At 60.0% G+C, this 17,944-nt stretch carries 15 protein-coding genes; 8 read left to right on the top strand and 7 right to left on the bottom strand.

Translation table 11 applies throughout. The annotated features are described in order from the left end of the window. The first annotated feature begins 62 nt into the window (after nt 1-62). A complete protein-coding gene (locus tag ASO19_RS08340) occupies nt 63-746 on the top strand; it encodes a TetR/AcrR family transcriptional regulator (RefSeq protein WP_227449770.1) in 684 nt (227 codons plus the stop codon). A 29-nt stretch (nt 747-775) separates the two neighbouring features. Here ASO19_RS08340 and ASO19_RS08335 read toward each other — a convergent pair whose 3' ends face one another. The 3 genes from ASO19_RS08335 to folD all read right to left on the bottom strand — a co-directional run bounded on the left by ASO19_RS08335 (nt 776) and on the right by folD (nt 4,645). Beyond that, nucleotides 776-2,353 (bottom strand): DHA2 family efflux MFS transporter permease subunit, encoded by a 1,578-nt coding sequence (locus tag ASO19_RS08335; protein ID WP_043562050.1) that lies wholly within the window; start codon nt 2,351-2,353, stop codon nt 776-778. Between the two features lie 8 nt (nt 2,354-2,361). Further along, on the bottom strand, nt 2,362-3,477 hold the full coding sequence (locus ASO19_RS08330; protein ID WP_043562047.1) for an HlyD family secretion protein: 1,116 nt from the start codon (nt 3,475-3,477) through the stop codon (nt 2,362-2,364). A gap of 256 nt (nt 3,478-3,733) precedes the next feature. Beyond that, nucleotides 3,734-4,645, bottom strand: coding sequence for a bifunctional methylenetetrahydrofolate dehydrogenase/methenyltetrahydrofolate cyclohydrolase FolD (gene folD / locus ASO19_RS08325; RefSeq protein ID WP_086431762.1), 912 nt, complete (start codon nt 4,643-4,645; stop codon nt 3,734-3,736). A gap of 140 nt (nt 4,646-4,785) precedes the next feature. Between folD and ASO19_RS08320 the strand changes: the two genes are divergently transcribed. After that, nucleotides 4,786-5,850: a threonine aldolase family protein gene (locus ASO19_RS08320; RefSeq protein ID WP_103765788.1), complete on the top strand. Its 1,065-nt coding sequence runs from the start codon at nt 4,786-4,788 to the stop codon at nt 5,848-5,850. 247 nt (nt 5,851-6,097) lie between these two features. On the opposite strand, the gene ASO19_RS08315 is transcribed toward ASO19_RS08320, so the two are convergent. Further along, complete coding sequence (locus tag ASO19_RS08315) at nt 6,098-7,642, bottom strand: Do family serine endopeptidase (RefSeq protein WP_043562042.1); 1,545 nt, start codon at nt 7,640-7,642, stop codon at nt 6,098-6,100. 190 nt (nt 7,643-7,832) lie between these two features. On the opposite strand from ASO19_RS08315, the gene ASO19_RS08310 reads away from it, so the two are divergent. Both ASO19_RS08310 and ASO19_RS08305 read left to right on the top strand, forming a co-directional pair. Further along, a complete protein-coding gene (locus ASO19_RS08310; protein ID WP_052349255.1) occupies nt 7,833-8,552 on the top strand; it encodes an AzlC family ABC transporter permease in 720 nt (239 codons plus the stop codon). Next, nucleotides 8,549-8,851: an AzlD family protein gene (locus ASO19_RS08305; RefSeq protein WP_043562038.1), complete on the top strand. Its 303-nt coding sequence runs from the start codon at nt 8,549-8,551 to the stop codon at nt 8,849-8,851. Before ASO19_RS08310 ends, ASO19_RS08305 begins: the two co-directional genes overlap by 4 nt. Here the strand turns inward: ASO19_RS08305 and ASO19_RS08300 are convergent, their stop codons facing one another. After that, nucleotides 8,852-9,331 (bottom strand): nucleoside deaminase, encoded by a 480-nt coding sequence (locus ASO19_RS08300; protein WP_227431393.1) that lies wholly within the window; start codon nt 9,329-9,331, stop codon nt 8,852-8,854. A 111-nt stretch (nt 9,332-9,442) separates the two neighbouring features. Here ASO19_RS08300 and ASO19_RS08295 point away from each other — a divergent pair, with 111 nt between their 5' ends. The 4 genes from ASO19_RS08295 to ASO19_RS08280 all read left to right on the top strand — a co-directional run bounded on the left by ASO19_RS08295 (nt 9,443) and on the right by ASO19_RS08280 (nt 14,760). Continuing rightward, a complete protein-coding gene (locus ASO19_RS08295) occupies nt 9,443-10,222 on the top strand; it encodes a pseudouridine synthase (RefSeq protein ID WP_043562036.1) in 780 nt (259 codons plus the stop codon). Between the two features lie 4 nt (nt 10,223-10,226). Further along, nucleotides 10,227-10,874, top strand: coding sequence for an RsmD family RNA methyltransferase (locus tag ASO19_RS08290; protein ID WP_086441407.1), 648 nt, complete (start codon nt 10,227-10,229; stop codon nt 10,872-10,874). Nucleotides 10,875-11,070: 196 nt separating this feature from the next. Beyond that, the gene (locus tag ASO19_RS08285) at nt 11,071-13,995 is read left to right on the top strand and encodes a DNA translocase FtsK (RefSeq protein WP_258036046.1); all 2,925 of its coding nucleotides are present in this window, start codon (nt 11,071-11,073) and stop codon (nt 13,993-13,995) included. Nucleotides 13,996-13,998: 3 nt separating this feature from the next. Next, nucleotides 13,999-14,760 carry an RluA family pseudouridine synthase gene (locus ASO19_RS08280; RefSeq protein WP_103765787.1) on the top strand — a complete coding sequence of 254 codons (762 nt, stop codon included), beginning with the start codon at nt 13,999-14,001 and terminating at the stop codon, nt 14,758-14,760. A gap of 5 nt (nt 14,761-14,765) precedes the next feature. Here the strand turns inward: ASO19_RS08280 and ASO19_RS08275 are convergent, their stop codons facing one another. Both ASO19_RS08275 and ubiM read right to left on the bottom strand, forming a co-directional pair. Continuing rightward, complete coding sequence (locus ASO19_RS08275) at nt 14,766-16,373, bottom strand: NAD(P)/FAD-dependent oxidoreductase (protein ID WP_081562670.1); 1,608 nt, start codon at nt 16,371-16,373, stop codon at nt 14,766-14,768. A gap of 237 nt (nt 16,374-16,610) precedes the next feature. Further along, complete coding sequence (gene ubiM / locus ASO19_RS08270; protein ID WP_103765786.1) at nt 16,611-17,876, bottom strand: 5-demethoxyubiquinol-8 5-hydroxylase UbiM; 1,266 nt, start codon at nt 17,874-17,876, stop codon at nt 16,611-16,613. Nucleotides 17,877-17,944 lie beyond the last annotated feature (68 nt).

Here is a 17,944-nt window from a genome sequence, read left to right as displayed (position 1 = left end):
TCAACATAAAACGGGCCAGAAACAGATCGCCCATATGGACCATGCCGCCCCAGCAGCCTATCATGCCCCTCCATACGCAGGAGCAACCCTTCCACAAAACGATGACCCAGACCGAACACCCGGCCCCCTGTCCGCCCCGCAACAGCAAAGCGGCTTCCCGCAAATGCGAGCAGATCCTCCAGAGTGCTGGACAGCTTTTCCTCCAACAGGGCTATGAGCGAACCTCCATGTCGCAGATCGCTCATCTGGCAGGTGTCTCCAAAGGGTCGCTCTACAACCATTTCGAGAACAAGGCTGATCTGTTCACGGCTTTTTTCGAAGAACGCAGCCGCACACGCCTCAACACGCTGAAATCCGTATCCCGGGCGCCTCAGCCTGACCTGCGCACGGCCCTCAGGCAGGCAGCAGCCACCATCATCACCCTGATGATCGACCCGGAGGCCATAGGCCTCTACCGCATCGTCGTGGCAGAGGCCAACGAGTTCCCCAATCTGGCAGACACGCTCTGGCATTACGGTGTCTCCCGGACACTGACCGGCCTTGCCGACTGGTTTGCAGAGAAACATGCAGGCGGCCAACTGGTCATTTCTGACATCGACCTTGCTGCCGAGCAGTTTCTCACGATGTGCCAGACCCGTATCATCCACCGGTGCCGCCTCTCCCTGCCCGTGGACACCAGCCAGAACAGCATAGATGGCGTGGCTACCATGGTGGCGGAAAGTTTTCTCAGGATGTACGCTCCCTGAAACAATCATCCGGCGGGGCTGCTCCGCTCTCAATGGCCACCTCCCCCCTGGCCACCGCCCTTCATCGGGGACATGAGGAAGCAGAACGGCACGATACAGAGAGCCATGATCCCCAGGACATTGAAGAGCTGATTATAGGCCAGCATGGCCACCTGCCGCAGAAACTCCTGATACATATGGGCAACGGCAAAAGCATGGGCACGCAGCGGGGCCAGACCATGCGCTTCCGCCAGCTGCTGGACATGGAAAAGATAGTTTCGGAACTCTGGCCGTGAGGCAATGGCGTGTGAGGACACATCCGTCTGCTGAACCTGACGCATTTCCGTCAACGCCGCTGTAGAGAGCGAAATAGCCTGTGACCCGAAATAGTTCCTTACCATACTGAACAGGGCCGAAGCATCGCCGTTCAGCTCCCTCGGCAAGGTCGCATAGGCAATGGTGGAAATGGGCACGAACAGAAAAGCCAGTGGGGCTGTCTGTCTCATGCGGCAAAGTACCAGATACCAGAAGTCCACATCGGAATAGAGCGTGGCTGCGAAGAAGCAGGACAGGGCCATGAAGAAGAAACCCAGCCCGATGAGATACCGGACCTGCACATGCTTCATCAGCATTCCCACAAAGGGAATCAGCACCATCACAGCCATGCCACCCGGTGCCATGAGCTGCCCTGCAATGGTGGCCGTGTAACCCTGCACCTGCTGGGCGAACTGCGGCACAATCACGGCGGACGCATAGAGCAGCACACCCACAGCCCCGATCATGAATGTTCCGAGGGCAAAATTGCGATCCTTCAGCACGCTGAGCCGCAGAAGAGGATTCTTGGCCTTGAGCAGCCAGATGATGGCCCCAAGAGTGCACAGCCCCCCGATAATGGCCATGGTCGTGATGAAAGACGAGCCGAACCAGTCGTCATCCTCACCACGGTCCGCCATGATCTCCAGGCAGCCAAGACCCAGCGAGATCAGACTGATGCCGACAACATCCACCCTCTCCTTCACGGCCTTCACCCATGGCGGATCTTCCACCAGTGCAATCACGGCCATGACCGTCATGATGCCGAAGGGCACGTTGACGTAAAAAATCCATCGCCATGAATAGGTGTCCGTGAGCCATCCTCCTACCAGCGGCCCCAGAACCGGCCCCACCACGATGGCCAGGGCCGTCAGACCGAAGGCTGCGCCACGTTTCTCTGGCGGGAAAATGTCCAGAATGATGGCCTGCTGCACCGGCTGCAATCCACCGCCAAAAAAACCCTGCATCAGGCGGAAAATTACCAGCATTGGCAGAGAGGTGGAGAGACCGCAGAGGAAGGAGGACATGGTGAACATCGCCACGCAGATGAGGAAATACCGTTTCCTTCCAAACCGCTTCGCCAACCAGCTCGAGATCGTCAGCACGATCCCATTGGCCACGAGGTAGGAGGTCAGCGCCCATGTGGCATCATCGTAAGAGCTGCCCAGCGAACCTGCGATATGCGGCAGAGCCACGTTGACAATTGTGGTATCCAGCACTTCCATGAAGGCTGCCAGCGTCACGACAACCGCCACAAGCCAGGGGTTGTGCCTGGGCTTCCAGTTGTGATGCTCCTCTGTCGATGTGTCAGCCATCGCCGGCCTCACTCATCCACATGGACGGTTGGCTCGACCGACATGCCCAAGGAAAGAGGCCGTTCATCATCAAGCCCGCTGTCGATCAGGATTTTCACGGGAATGCGCTGCACGGTCTTCACGAAGTTCCCCGTTGCATTCTCAGGCGGAAAAGCGCTGAAAGATTCACCGGACCCCTTCTGTATGGTGTCCACATGGCCCTTCAGATGCAGCTGGGGGTAAGCATCCACCTCAATCTCGGCCTTCTGGCCCGGCCGCATGTGGGCAAGCTGGGTCTCCTTGTAATTGGCGACGATCCAGACATCCCTGGCCACGATGGAGAACATCTCCTGCCCTGTCTGCACGAAATTGCCCTGCTCCACCGTACGCTGCGACACCCAGCCATCCCGTGGGGCCCGGATGTCCATCCAGTCCACATTCTGGCGGGCCAGCTCCAGCTCGGCCTGGGCTGATTTCAGCGTGGCCTGTGCCTGTGTGTAATGGGCATAGGCATTGCCAATGTTCGCATCCACCGGCTCAGCCTGTGTCAGCTGCCCCTGTGCCTGAAGAACGGAGGCTGTCGCCTCATCCAGCGCAGCACGGGCATAGTCGATATTCTGCTGGGTCGTAGCAGCACGTTCCACACGATGCTGCCGGACATAATCCGTCTGCGCCCGGAAGAGGCGGGCCTTGGCTTCTTTCAGGGCACCCTGGGCAGCCATCAACTGGCCGGGATAATTCTTCTGCGCCACGGCATAAGAAAGGTTGTAGGACACCATGTCCGCCTCGGCCTGTGCCACGGCAGCCTCAGCCCGATGCAGTTGTGCCAGATAGTCCCGGCCATCAATCTGCACGAGGAGATCACCCTTGTGCACAAACTGGTTGTCATCCACCAGCAGGCGGGAAACATACCCGCTGACATGCGCCGCAATGGAAATCTTGCGGCCTGTCACATAGGCATCATCCGTCTCGACCTTGTTCCGGTTGAAAAAGAGATACAGCCCGATCCCCAGCACGACCATGACCAGAATAAGGACCAGAATGAGCTTCCGTGCCCCACGGTCCCTGAACGGCCTGCCCGCCTGCTGCTCCTGTCCACCCTGTGTGGCAGACTGCGTATCAGACTGTGTAGCGGACTGTGCCATGGTCACCTCTGGAATATGAAAATCATCCGTCCCCCGTCCTGCCCGGCCAGAAACCTCGTGGCATGATGGGACCAGCAATGCTGTGGGAGAAAAATGACCAGTCGGTCATTCTGTGCATGAACAGGCGATATCCCATCCATGTGGAACAATCAAGCAATTGTTGGGCAATTGCCACGACAGTGCCATCATCTGCCCAGCCATGGCTGCCTTGCGCAGGGCGAAAAGACCATGCGGCAGCCAGGCCAGCAGAACCTGTTCAGCCCTCTGAAGAAGCCCTGCGACGACTCGCTGCCTGAAAGGTATTGTGCAGCAGGCAGGCAATGGTCATCGGCCCGACCCCACCCGGAACAGGCGTGATATGCCCGGCAATCTGGCTTGCCTCCTCAAACACCACATCCCCGACGAGACGGCTCTTGCCCTCCGGGGTCTGCACACGGGTGATGCCCACGTCAATGACCGTGGCACCGGGTTTGATCCAGCTTCCCTTCACCAGCCCCGCCTTGCCGGTAGCCACGACGAGAATGTCCGCCTCCCGGGCCAATGCCTCGATATTGCGGGTATGGATGTGCGCCACCGTGACCGTACAGTTGGCCCGGAGAAGAAGCTGCGCCATCGGCTTGCCAACCAGATTGGAGGCACCGATGACAACCGCATGCATCCCGGTCATGTCCTCATGGACGGACTGCAACAGCTTGAGACAGCCCAGCGGTGTGCAGGGCACGATGCCATTCTCCATTCCCAGCGCCAGACGGCCCGTATTGACCTCACCCAGACCATCCACGTCCTTGTCAGGATGGATGGCGTTGGTCACGGCAGCAGCATCAATCTGCGGTGGCAGCGGCAGCTGGACGAGAATCCCGTCCACCTTGGGATTGGCATTCAGCTCCTCGATCAGGGCCAGAAGCTCCTCCTGCGAAGTGCTTTCCGGCATCATCTGCATGAAAGACTTCATCCCCGCCCGATGTGTCTGGATCGCCTTGTTCTTGACATACACCTCCGAGGCCGGGTCATTGCCAACCAGAACAACGGCCAGACCGGGCAGCTCATGCCCCTGCTCGACCAGATGTTCAACCTGCTCCCGGATCCCGGCCGTCATGCTGGCGGCCATGGCCTTGCCATCAATCAGTGCCGCCCCGCCATCTGCGTGTACGCTGGATGCTGCCGTCATGCTCAGTAACCCTCTGCCAAACCCGTATTCCCGCCTCTCTATGCCCATTGGACAAGACATGACAAGACCCGATCTTTCCGCTAGAGACTGGAAAACGGAAATGGACAGCCTCTCCAGCCAAAGACGAAGGAACTCACCCCGTGCGTGACGATCTACGCAAGAATTTTGCCAGCGATAATGTGACCCCTGCCTGCCCGGCTGTCATGCAGGCCATCGCTGAAGCCAATACCGGCAATGTTCCTTCCTACGGTCACGACGATCTTTCCCTGGCCCTGAACCAGCGTTTCGGAGATGTCTTCGAGGCAGAAGTTGCCGTTTTCCCCGTCACGACAGGGACGGCGGCCAATTCACTGGCCCTCTCGGCCATGGTGCCACCCTATGGCAGTGTCCTCTGCGACCAGAGCGCCCACATCAACACCGAGGAAGGTGGTGCGCCGGAATTCTTCATGCAGGGGGCCAAGCTGGTCGGCCTTCCCTCTCCAGAGGGACGGATGGACCCGGCCAGTCTGCCCCCCACTCTCCAGCTGAACCGCAGCAAGGGTGTTCTGGCCCCCCCTTTTACGGCCCTCTCCCTGACACAGGCCACGGAATGGGGTACGACCTATTCCTGCGAGACCATTGCCGCCCTGTCGGAAAGTGCCCATGACCACGGGCTGACCGTTCACATGGACGGTGCCCGACTGGGCAATGCCATTGCCCATCTGGAATGCAGCCCCGCCGACACCACCTGGAAGGCGGGCATCGATGTCCTGAGCTTTGGCGGCACCAAGGCAGGAGCCATGGCCGCTGAAGCCATTGTCTTCTTCCTCAATGACCGGACCCGCCCAATGGTGGATACCATGACCCGCCGCATCAAACGGGGAGGGCATCTATGGTCCAAACAGCGGTTTCTCTCAGCCCAGCTTCTGGCCCTGCTGCATGACGGCCTCTGGCTGGAAAACTGCCGCCACGCCAATGCCATGTGCCAGCGTCTGCGCCACGGGCTGTACAAACACCCTGCCGTAAACCTGCCCTTTGCCACGGAGAGCAACGAAATCTTTGCTGTCCTGCCAGAAGCACAGGTAAAGCAGCTCCACTCCGAGGGCTACGCATTCTACACCTACCCCACTCCCCAAGGAGTCCCGGGGCAGCTGGTCCGGTTTGTCACCAGCTTCTACACACGCCCTGAAGATGTGGATGCCCTGCTGGAAAGTCTCATCAGCTGACAGGCCGCCAGACAGCACGACCATGAACCGGAGCCCGGAAGCAGCAGCGCCCTGACAAGCCATCACGGCACTGGGTCGCTGGATTTACGGGAAGTCCAGCCAGAGGGCCACATGGCCATCCATTCTGGTAAATGGTCCCCGCTGCCGGGACTGGAGCAGACCATACGGAAAATCCTGCCCTTCCCGTTACGGAAGAGCAGGATTTGCACGGCAGTCTCAGAAAGACAGCAGAAACCGGGCCGGTATCTTACTGGCTGTCCTCGCCATCTTCATCACCATCCCCCGAACCATCCGGAGAAACGGCCACAAAGAGCTGCTGGCCATCCCGCAGGATCCGCAACAGCGGAGGCTGGTGCTGCCTGAGCGCCTTCTGCACCAGCGCGACCACGGCATGGGGATTGGCTGTCATCTGGTTGCCTACCGCCACGATGATGTCCCCGGGACGGATGCCCGCATGGTCGGCAGGGCTGCCCTGCCCCACATCGGCCACAACACAGCCCTGCACGCTGTCATCCAGCCCCAGCTCCTGACGGATCTTGGGCGTGAGCACGCCAAGAGCCAGCCCGAGCTTGCCAGACGGCGCTTCTGCCGTGCTGCCATCCGTACCGGCCCCTTCCTGCCCGCTACGCGCCTGATTGCCGACCGTAACGGTCAGGGACACCGTCTTGCCATCCCGCAGCACGGTAAATGTCCCCTTGGAACCCGGCGCCATGGACACGACCTTCACGGCGAGGTCGTGCGCACTGCGGACATCGTGACCATCCAGCGACAGGACCACATCGCCACTCTTCAGCCCGGCCCTGTCTGCCGGTCCCCCCTTGATGAGATTGGCCACCAGCGCCCCATGGGACGGGGCACCGGGATGGTCGCTGCTGACCAGCCCAAGGGCACGGGCCATGGTCGGGGTTATGTCCTGCGTCTCCACACCGATGAAGCCACGCACCACATGGCCAGTAGCTCGCAGCTGATCCACCACCGAGCGCACCGTGGCGGACGGAATGGCAAAACCAATCCCGATGGACCCGCCACCATTGGGCGACATGATCATGGAATTGACACCAATCACCTTGCCATCCAGCGTGATGAGCGGGCCACCGGAGTTGCCGTGATTGATGGGCGCATCCACCTGTATGAAGTCGTTATAGGCACCGGAATGGAGGTCACGCCCCAGAGCGGAAATGATGCCCGCCGTCACCGTACCGCCCAGACCGTACGGATTGCCGACGGCCACGACCCACTGCCCCGGCTGCACGTCGTCGGAATTGCCCAGCTCGACATAAGGCAGATGGTCGGCCTTCACACGCAGCAGGGCAATGTCCGTCTTGGCGTCATGACCGATGACCTTTGCTGGCATGGTCGTCCCGTCATCCAGCTTCACGCTGACCTTCGTGGCACCATTGATGACATGGTTGTTGGTCACGATGTAGCCATCAGCCGAAATGATGAAACCCGACCCCCGAGCCTCCACCATGCGGTTGGACGGCATACCTGGCATCATCTGGAACGGGAAGGGAAAGGACGGGAACGGGAATGAAAACCCCTGCGGCCCGCCATTCCCTCCGGATGGTCCCCCTTCTTCATCATCAGCGCCCTCGCGGATATGGGCCGTGATGGACACGACTGCCGGTTTGACCTGTTTTACGATCTGCACAAAGTCGGGAATCCCCTGCCCGCCCGACATCTGCGGACGGATGGGAGCATTCTGGGCCACGGCAGGCAGTGGAAGGCTGGCCAGACCCAACACGGGCAGCATGGCCATGCATGCCAGAGACAGACGGGAAGGCGATTTCATCGCAGAGATTTCCTGACGCTAGATGTTAAACTCTTATCAACTGGAACTGTCCTACTAGATAGGAACAGGGCAGGCCGCTCTGCAAGCAAGTGCCACATAAAAGAAATGTAAGGCATGGCCAGCCATGCCCCTCTCCGGCCCTTTCCCAAGGCTCTTGCTGACAGGGCGGCATGATTTTACAACAGGCACCATGCAGACCACATCCCCCCCCATCAGGCAGGGCACATTCTGGCCGGAATTTCTCCGGGGCATGAAGACATCCCTGCCGCTGCTCATCGCCTTCGTGCCGTTCGGCCTCCTTCTGGGCAGCAGAGCCGTACAGAAGGGATTCTCCATTGTGGAAGTTCCCCTGCTGACAGGCCTCAACTTTGCTGGTGGGTCAGAATTCGCCGCTGTCGGCCTCTGGTCCATTCCCCCTGCCATCCTGCTGCTGGCCGGGGTGACCTTCCTCATCAACAGCCGTCACATTCTCATGGGGGCAACGCTGGCCCCGCATCTGCGCCATCTGCCTCGCTGGAAGATATTTCTGCTGCTCTTCTTCATGTGTGACGAGGTCTGGGCGCTCACGCTGGCTGACCTGCATGACAGGCCGGGATGCCGCTTCAGCACCGGCTTCTATGGCGGCATCACGGTCTGCCTGTATCTCTGCTGGCTCATTTTCACCTTCATGGGCGGCTATACAGGCAACCTGCTGGGTGACATGACCCGCTATGGCGTGGACATGGCCTTTCCCGCCGTCTTCATCATGCTGCTGAAGGGCATGTGGAAAGGGGCCCGCAATGCCCTGCCATGGTGTGTCAGCCTTGGCGTTGCCGTGCTGGTCTATCACCTGCTGCCCGGAGCCTGGTATGTCCCGGCTGGAACGCTGGCCGGAATCATCACGGCCCTGCTGGTAGTGAGGGGCGCATGATCCTCCATCTCCCTGCCCTGCTGGCCATTATCGTCATGGCTCTGGTGACGTACCTGACACGCATCAGCGGCTATCTGCTGCTCGCAGGCCGCTGCCTCTCGCCCCGCATGCAGGCCATCATGGACATCGTGCCCGGCTGCGTGCTGGTAGCCGTCATTGCCCCGGACTTCGCCACAGGCCGCCCGGCGGACATTCTGGGACTGCTCGCCACCATTCTGGCCGCCACACGTTTCTCCCTCCTGCCCACCATGCTCTGCGGAATCATCACGACGGGGCTGCTCCGGGCCGTACTGGGGTAATCAGTCCCTCTGCCGCAGCACCCGGAAGAAACGCCGAAGCTGCGCTCCGGCCTCACGTTCCCGCACACCACTGATGATCTCCCCGGGCCGGTGCAGGCAGCCCGGCCGGGCAAAAAGACGGGGCCCATGGTCCACCCCACCCCCCTTGGGGTCGTAAGCGCCATAGATCACGCGACTGAGCCGGAAATGGGTGATGGCCGCAGCACACATCGGGCAGGGTTCCAGCGTCACGACCAGCGTGCAGCCTTCCAGCCGGGCCGTGCCACAATGGCGTGCTGCCTGCCTCATGGCCAGCAGCTCGGCATGAGCGCTGGCATCGTGATGATCCTCAACATGGTTGCGGGCCATGGCCAGAACATGCCCCTGCCCATCCAGCACTACGGCCCCGACAGGCACCTCCCCCATGCGGGCAGCCTCATCCGCCAGGGCCAGGGCCTGCTGCATGGCCTGCTGTGTTGTCATGACGGCGGGAAAAGACATGCACACGCACCCCTGATACTGGAAAACCAACCACAAAATCCCTCCCTGACTGCTTTATAGAGCCGTAAATGGATTGCCAAGGAAAGGCCGGACACTGTATGTCCGCAGGTTATGAAAGATGTTGCATCCCCTTCCTCCGAAACACAGCGTGGTGAACGCATTGCCAAGGCTCTGGCCCGCCGCGGGGTGGCCAGCCGCCGTGACATCGAACGGATGATAGGGGAAGGCCGCATCACCCTTGGTGGCAGCCCGGTCACCCATCCAGCCACTTTCATCCAGCCGGGTGATGTTGTCTGCGTGGATGGCAAGCCCGTGGACCCGCCCCAGCGGACCCGCCTCTGGCGCTATCACAAGCCCGCCGGGCTGGTCACGACCCATCACGACCCGGAAGAACGCCGCACGGTTTTCGACTCCCTGCCCGCCGCCATGCCCCGTGTTGTCAGCGTGGGACGGCTGGACCTGAACTCCGAGGGACTGCTGCTGCTGACCAATGATGGCGGCCTGGCCCGTGAGCTGGAACTGCCCTCCCGCCAGTGGATCCGCCGTTACCGTGTCCGTGTTTTCGGTCTTGTGGATGAACGGCGGCTGAAAGAGCTTGCAAAAGGCTGTGTGCTGGATGGTGTGCAGTATGGTCCCATCGAGGCAACGCTGGATTCCTCCAAAGGGGACAATTCATGGCTGACCGTCAGCCTGCGGGAGGGCAAGAACCGCGAAATCCGCAAGGTCATGATGGGCATGAACCTCCATGTCAGCCGCCTCATCCGCCTCTCCTACGGCCCTTTCAGCCTTGGCACTCTCAAACCCCATGAGCTGGAAGAGGTCTCGCACAAGACCCTGCTGGAGCAGATTCCGGGCCTGAAGTCCGGCAGGACCGGCAGGACACGGTCCTGACACCATGAGGATCATTGCCGGTACAGCCCGCAACCGTCGCCTTCAGGTCCCCGCAGGGATGACCACCCGCCCGACAGCCCAGCGCGCCCGGCAGACCCTCTTTGACATGCTCATGCATGCTCCCTGGTTTGGCCGGGATGAGCTGGAAAAAGCGCTGGTACTGGATGCCTTCGCCGGTACGGGTGCCCTGGGGCTGGAGGCCCTCTCCCGTGGGGCACGGTTTGCCACCTTCATGGAAGGAAGCCGTCCCGGCATTGCCGCCCTCCAGGCCAATCTCCGCAGCTGCGGCATGGCGGACCGTGCCCGCCTGCGCCATTGTGACGTAACCCATCCCCCCAAGGCGCCTCAGCCTCATACGCTCATTTTTCTCGACCCTCCCTATCACAAAGGGCTGGTGCAGAAGGGCCTGCGCACATTGTGGCGTGCAGGCTGGGTGGCTGACGGAGCCCTGATTGTTGCAGAAACGGAAACCACGCCTCTCCAGAATGATGGCCGGGACCCTGAAGAGCCCTTCCAGCCCTTCCATGCCCATCTCCTGCCCAGCCTTGCGGCTCCCCCGCCAGAACTGCTGGCACAGCGCAGTTTCGGCGCTGCCACGCTGCATGTCTGGCGCCATGATGGCAGTGTCAAAGGCAGCCGCCCTGTGCCCTGATCCGGGCGAACGGGTGGTTCCGCTTTCCAGAATCAGTCCGGACAGGCTATATTGCGGGCCGATCATGCCTTCCTGACCCGCCAGAGGATCTGCCCCTGTGCTTTCCCGCTTTCGCCTTCCCGCCAAGCTGCGTGCCATCCTGCCTGCCTCACGGCACAGCCATGCCAGCACCGTTGACCCATTTCCCGGGCATGACATGGCGGACGACACCCTGGACATTCCCGCATGGCATGACTCCCCCTTTTCCCGCATCCTCTCGGCACGGATGATGGAAATACTGGCTGTCATTCTCCTCATCATGGCACTGGCGATTGCGGCTTCCCTTTTCAGCTTCAATCCGCATGATCCCTCCTTCAACACCGCCACAGGCACTGAACCGACCAATCTGCTCGGACGTTTCGGAGCCACCATTGCCGATGGGCTGATGCAGCTGCTCGGCCTGGCAGGCATTGTCCCTGTCCTCGTCCTGCTGGCATGGACGTGGCAGCTCCTGCGCCATCACCATCTTGGCCTGCCTCTGCTCCGCCTCGTAGCTGCGGCACTGTTCTGTCCGGCCGCCGCAATGACGATCGGCCTGTTACAGCTGACCGTTCCCGGGCTGGGCATTGCCTGGCCTACCAGCAGCGGGCTGGGAGGGGAAACCGGCGTTTTCTTTGCCCAGAAGCTGTTGAATCTTGTCTCAGGTGAAACTGGCAGCATGGGGGGCATTCTCTCCATCCTGATCAGCCTTGCCATACTGGCCGTCTTCTGTCCCCTGTCCATGGGGCTGCAGGGGCGGGAGTGGCGCTCCGTTGGCCGCGGCCTCAGCGCCCTGGTGCGCCTCCCTGTCAGGGCCCTGCTCCGCTCCCGCAGAGCAACCCCCGAGGCAGAACGGCATGTCGCTTATCCTTCAGGCTCTGGCGGTCCCATCCGCCATGGACGCCCGGCCATGGGAAATGCCCCTCTTCCATCCGGTTTCATCATGCGCAACCTCAGCCGACAGGCAGAGCGGACAGCACCAGCCCCCACCGGCACCACGCCATGGTCCCCCATGCAGCAGGGGGCGGCCCCCTGGCAGAAGCCCTCTTCCGCCCAGACACAACCCCCTCCCCGGCCTGACCCGGTCCCTGTCCAGGAAGAAGACGCCCTTCAGGCCACACAGCCGGAAGACGAAGCCGACAATCCCTATGCCCGTATGCTGGCCCATATCCGCCACGACCCCGGGCGGACAAGCACGGTCCAGCGCCGCCATGCGGAAGAGACCCATGACGACATCTCCGGCGCCCCCTTGGATATCCAGCCACAGGAACTTTCCGGTCCGGCACAGCAGCCCGGCTTCCTGAAGCGCTTCATGGCCGCCACCAGCCCGGCGACTGGTGCCGGGTCGGGCTCTTCCGGCATGGTGGAAGAAACAGCCTACAATGCTGCTCCCACCATGCAGGCAGCTACGGATCATGCAGTCGGCATGAACGGGGCTCCGGCCCATGAAGGCTCCATGCAACCGGGCGGGGCATCTGTCATGCCACCACGCCCTGTTCCGCCACCACCCGGTATGGCTCCGGGACCACTGCCCGGCATGACAGCCCCTTCCGCCTGGCTGCCACCTTCCATTGGCCTGCTCAACCCGCTGCCAGACCAGAACGAAACTGGTCCTTCCGAAGAGGCTCTCCAGGCCAATGCCCAGATGCTGGAAAAAGTGCTGGATGATTACGGCGTACAGGGAACCATTACCGATTACCGGGCCGGGCCAGTCGTCACACTCTATGAGCTGGAGCCAGCCCCTGGCGTGCGCTCCTCCCGGGTGATCGGACTGGCTGATGACATCGCCCGCACCCTTGCCGTGCTGAGCGTCCGCATCGCCACAGTGCCGGGCCGGAATGTCATCGGGATTGAGGTCCCCAACAAGACCCGTGAGACAGTCTATTTCCCTGAGCTTCTGCTCTCACCCGCCTGGAAAGAAAACCGCAGCAAGCTGCCACTGGCCCTTGGCAAGGACATTGCCGGGGAGCCCATCATGGCCGATCTGGCACGGATGCCGCATCTGCTCGTGGCCGGAACGACCGGGTCCGGCAAGTCAGTCGGGATCAACGCCATGATCCTCTCGCTGCTCTACCGGCTCAGCCCGGAAGACTGCCGCCTCATCATGATCGACCCGAAGATTCTGGAGCTGTCCATCTATGACGGCATCCCGCATCTGATGACCCCGGTGGTGACCGAACCACCCAAAGCTGTCAGTGCTCTGAAATGGGCCGTACAGGAAATGGACCGCCGTTATCGCCTGATGGCGGATCATGGTGTGCGGAATATCAGCAGTTACAATGACCGGATACGCCACCTGAAAGCCTCCGGTGAAACACCTACCCGCCGCATCCAGACAGGCTACGACCCGGAAACGGGCCGCCCCGTTTTTGACGAACATCGCCTGCCATTGGAACACCTCCCCTACATCGTCATCGTCATTGATGAGATGGCTGACCTGATGATGGTGGCCGGTAAAGAGATTGAAGCTTCCGTGCTGCGTCTGGCCCAGAAAGCCCGTGCCGCTGGCGTGCATGTCATCATGGCCACGCAGCGTCCTTCTGTTGATGTGATCACCGGAACGATCAAGGCCAACTTCCCAACCCGCATTTCCTTCCAGGTCACCAACAAATACGACAGCCGCACCATTCTGGGTGAGCAGGGGGCCGAACAGCTTCTTGGCCGGGGTGACATGCTCTTCATGCAGGGTGGTGCCCGCATCACCCGTGTGCATGGGCCGTTCATCAGTGATGAGGAGGTCGAAGCCGTGGTGGCCGACCTGCGCTCCAAAGGCTCCCCTGTCTACAACACCGAGGTGCTGGCTGACGAACAGGAAGAGGAAGAGGCATCCTCCAGCGGCAAAGGGGGCGGCAAAGGTTCTGATGAAGATCAGGACAGTGCCCTTTATGAACAGGCAACAGAACTTGTCGTCCGGGCCCAGAGAGCATCCACCAGTTTCGTGCAGCGCCATCTCCGCATAGGCTATAACAGGGCTGCCAACATCATCGACCAGATGGAGAGGGAAGGTATCATCAGCGCTGCCAACCATGTGGGAAAACGGGATGTTCTGGCAACAAAGGCCTCTCTGGGGCTGGACCGGCACGATCCTGATGACGAGGACTGACCCATGGCGCCCCCTCCCCTCTTCCAGCCCGGAAAGAAGCTGCCCCTCCTCTGGGAGGACCGTCATTTTGTCGTCATCAACAAGCCGGCAGGACTTGCCGCCCATCCCGGCCCCAAAGTCCAGGACAGTGTCGAGAGCCGTCTGCTCCCCCAAAAGCGGGGCGGCCCGTGGCTGGTCCACCGGCTGGATGCTGATACGGCAGGGTGCCTTCTCATAGCCCGACGCAAATCAGCCCTTGTTGCTGCGCAGAAGGCCTTTGCCACACATGAAACCATCAAACGGTACTGGGCACTGGTTGAAGGACATCCCACCAGACAGCAGGGCACTCTCACAACCCTGCTGCGACGTGTTTCCTCAATCCGGCAGGGATGGAAAATGGTCTCCGACCCCATGCCCGAAACAGTACACCCTTCCCAGACTGACCAGGGCCGTCTGGCCCGGACGTCATGGTGTGTTCTGGCCAGTGACGGAACATCCAGCCTGCTGGAGCTGACCCTCCATACAGGACGGACCCACCAGGCCCGTGTCCATTGCGCCGCACTGGGCACACCCATCATCGGGGATGGTCTTTATGGCAGCCGCCATGATGCAGGCCGGATGCGTCTGCTCGCCCGCTCCCTGGAAGTGCCCGTCAGGCTGGTCTCTCCACCGGAAACGGACAGAACCGTCCCCCAGATCGCCAGCTCATACCGCATAAAGGCCACAGCAGGAGACGTGGAACTGGAGCGGTTTCTCCAGGCCCACGCCATCCCAGCCAGACCGTAATATCCTCAGGCAGAATGGAACAGATCAGCTTCCAGCTGGTCCGGGTTATCCCTGTAACGCTCGGGGTCCGTCTGTTCCGTAATGGCAAAATAGGCCCCGTTCTTTATGAAATCCATATAGTTGCGGCCTGATTTCAGATAATGGAAAACGCACCAGAGCAGATTGCAGTTCTTTTCCAGAATGGGAAATACCCGCTCTTTCTCATGATAGGGGATATCCATTTCCGGGACGAAGGCATGATATGTATCCGCATTGAGCGGCATGTAATCGTACCCGTCCACCCCATTGTTCTTGAACTCGTCAGACGCCAGGAGCTGGATCAGCTGAAAATAGATACCTCCACCCTCCTCAAGATAAAACAGGACCCTGTCCCGGAATACCGGGTCTTCATCCACAAACATGGACTCCAAGGAGTTATGCACGATGGTGGCCAATATCGGGAAATAGACGGCCATGTCGACGTTATATTTTGAACAGATGTAGTACCAGCGGTCTTTCCGTGAGTAGAAATCCGTGAAGGTGGCGGCAAACCCCCTCATGACATCGCTTATGAACCGGTTGGCCCCCTGGATGCGCTGATGGATCTCCTGGCCAGCACGTTCTGCGAGGATCAGCTCTGTCAGGATCGTATTCTGCATGCCAATCAGGTCAAATCCATTGGAATAGTAGGGGTCCCATATTCCGTAGGCATCCCCCACCAGAGCCCAGCGCTCATCACTCACCCAATAATCAGACTGGGTAGCAAACCGCCTCAAGATCCTGAAGTCCATGATGGGAAACTGTTCCTCATCAAGATAATCCATCAGGACCCGGACATTGTCTCTCAACCAGAGCTTTGTCTTCTCCCATGTGGCGAGATCCTGGAACTCGTACATGTTCTCATCAAAAATGATGCCGACACTTGTCACGTTCTCGGAAAGACGCAGGATCCATACCCAGTATCCTACACCTTCCAGATGAATGGAGCTCCATGACCGATTCTCCGTCGTGAAAGGGTTGTCGCTGGTCAGTGGCAGAAAATCATCCACATTGACACCACCCCCAACCCGGAACCAGACAGACGAATGGTTGAGTGGCAACCTGTGTGTGAGGTCGAATTTACGGGCCAGCAGCTTCTTCAGCCCGGCAGCATCAACAAGCCAGTGCGCTTTCAGTGTTCTGGAACTTTTATCATTCCTGTCCAGAACATGAACGTGCTTTTCACCATCAACCGTTTCGAAATCAAGATATTTATGGTTCAGGTAAAAATCCACCTTGTCTTTGACAAGGTCAAAAAGATCATTCTCAAGCTTCCCACGCTCGAAATGAAAGGCATGGTTGGGAGTGAAATTATTGTAACCCATTTCCTGATAGGATGATTCATTGATCTTGAAAAAACGCATTCCCAGCTTCCGCGGGTAACGCTCCTTCATGAATTCCTTCAGCCCGAGCATCTGATCAAAATAAACAGCCCCTATTTCATTGAAGGACTCACCGACCTTGTCTGATATGTCATCGAGGGGAAAGGAAGAATCATGCACAATGGCAATGCGCAGGTCACTGGACTTTTTCCTGAGCTGATAGGCCAGTGTCAGTCCAGCAAATCCCGCACCAATAATAAGGACGTCATACATCACAACTCACCCTGTACTCCACACATGACGCAACTGCCAGCTTCTGGAACCTGACAATCAGATACACTGGGCTGTCCCGATCCGTTCATCCCACATTGTCATATGGGACAGCTTCCTTCACCGGATTGCTCCCACGACCAGTATCACCGTGGAAAGCCATATCAGGCAAGTCATTTTGTTAATTAAAAATAAACCATCCCCACAGAGGGAAGCTGATCCCCTGAACAGGCATGAACCTCACACGGGGTCCATCAGCATCCGTGTCACGGCCTTCTTGAAAGGGGCCAGACGGTTGGCCAGCATAAGTCCGGCCCGGCGGGCCAGAGGGAATGGTCCATCATCCCGGGTGTAGGCCACAGCAATGGCATTGGTCGCCGTAAAGAGCGGGAAAGTTGCCTTGCGATGTCGCCGCTCAAAACGCTGGAGCGACGCCGCATCACCCGGGTCCCCAGGTCCAGCGCTCAACTCCTGCACCAATGTTTCCTGCCCCCGGATGCCGAAATTGAAACCATGTGCCGTAATGGGGTGCATACCCACGGCAGCATCACCAATCAGGGCCACACGGGGAGCCTGAAAGCGATGGGCATAGACGGCCTTGAGCGGGTAGGTGATACGGTCGCTCATCACCCGCAGGAGGCCGAGCCGTTCATCCGTCCGACGGGTGATCTCGGCATTGAAATCATCCGGAGCCGCTACACGAAGTCGGGCAATATCATCCGGCGGCAGGGTCAGCACCAGAGACGAAATATCGCCCATACCCCCATCCGGGGCGACCGGCAGGAGGGCGATCGTCTGGCGTTCATCAAACCATTGCAGGGCCGTATTGTCATGCGGTGTAAGGTGCCGCATCCGGCAGACAAGGATGCTCATGCCGAAATCATGCACGATGGCCCCGATCCCGGCCAGCTCCCGTATCTGGGAGAAGCGGCCATCCGCCCCGACCAGAAGACGGGCCTGCATGGCCCGCCCATCCGACAGCCGGACCTGCACGGCATCCCGCCCGGTCTGATACCCTGTCACGCCTGTCTGGCAGAGCAGGGTGATGCCCTCTGTCCGGCTCACGACACGATGAAGGGCACGACGGATGAGATGATTGGCCACCAGGAAGCCCAGCGGTTCCCCTTCTGGCCCCGCATCGGACGAGGCAGCCCCTCCCCCATCCGGCGCATGGAAAATGAGAGGAGGGCCGCCCAGACTGCCACTCTCTACCCGGGCGACATCAAGAGGGCAGATGGCCTCTGCCGGAATCTCGTCCCAAACGCCATGCTGTTTCAGCCAATGCACGGTATGGTGGGTCAGGGCAATTTCCCGCCCATCGAAGGACGGAGCCTCCAGCACGCTGCAGGGAGCTTTTTCCACCACGCTCACCTGCCAGCCTTCCCGGGCAAAAGACAGGGCGGCCGCCAGACCGGCAGGACCACCACCAGCGATCACCACATCACAGGCGGCCCCCCCCTTCTGCTCTGGCCCCTCTGCCTGATGATCATTACCATGTCGTGTCATGATGCAGCCCCTGTCCCCCAGTTCTCCCTGGTCACGGCTTTAACCTACCAGGCATGCCCCGGCAAGCA

This window comes from Parasaccharibacter apium, from assembly GCF_002917995.1.
Classification (GTDB): domain Bacteria; phylum Pseudomonadota; class Alphaproteobacteria; order Acetobacterales; family Acetobacteraceae; genus Bombella; species Bombella apis.
Note: the sequence above shows the minus strand (reverse complement) of the source record. Positions and strands in the feature narration are given on the sequence as shown.

Bases quoted from the DNA above. Each gene is read 5' to 3' on its own strand.
- ASO19_RS08340 (WP_227449770.1), top strand. From the start codon at position 63: ATGCCCCTCCATACGCAGGAGCAACCCTTCCACAAAACGATGACCCAG.
- ASO19_RS08335 (WP_043562050.1), bottom strand. From the start codon at position 2,353: ATGGCTGACACATCGACAGAGGAGCATCACAACTGGAAGCCCAGGCAC.
- ASO19_RS08330 (WP_043562047.1), bottom strand. From the start codon at position 3,477: ATGGCACAGTCCGCTACACAGTCTGATACGCAGTCTGCCACACAGGGT.
- folD (WP_086431762.1), bottom strand. From the start codon at position 4,645: ATGACGGCAGCATCCAGCGTACACGCAGATGGCGGGGCGGCACTGATT.
- ASO19_RS08315 (WP_043562042.1), bottom strand. From the start codon at position 7,642: ATGAAATCGCCTTCCCGTCTGTCTCTGGCATGCATGGCCATGCTGCCC.
- ASO19_RS08310 (WP_052349255.1), top strand. From the start codon at position 7,833: ATGCAGACCACATCCCCCCCCATCAGGCAGGGCACATTCTGGCCGGAA.
- ASO19_RS08305 (WP_043562038.1), top strand. From the start codon at position 8,549: ATGATCCTCCATCTCCCTGCCCTGCTGGCCATTATCGTCATGGCTCTG.
- ASO19_RS08300 (WP_227431393.1), bottom strand. From the start codon at position 9,331: ATGTCTTTTCCCGCCGTCATGACAACACAGCAGGCCATGCAGCAGGCC.
- ASO19_RS08295 (WP_043562036.1), top strand. From the start codon at position 9,443: ATGAAAGATGTTGCATCCCCTTCCTCCGAAACACAGCGTGGTGAACGC.
- ASO19_RS08290 (WP_086441407.1), top strand. From the start codon at position 10,227: ATGAGGATCATTGCCGGTACAGCCCGCAACCGTCGCCTTCAGGTCCCC.
- ASO19_RS08285 (WP_258036046.1), top strand. From the start codon at position 11,071: ATGGCGGACGACACCCTGGACATTCCCGCATGGCATGACTCCCCCTTT.
- ASO19_RS08280 (WP_103765787.1), top strand. From the start codon at position 13,999: ATGGCGCCCCCTCCCCTCTTCCAGCCCGGAAAGAAGCTGCCCCTCCTC.
- ASO19_RS08275 (WP_081562670.1), bottom strand. From the start codon at position 16,373: ATGTATGACGTCCTTATTATTGGTGCGGGATTTGCTGGACTGACACTG.
- ubiM (WP_103765786.1), bottom strand. From the start codon at position 17,876: ATGACACGACATGGTAATGATCATCAGGCAGAGGGGCCAGAGCAGAAG.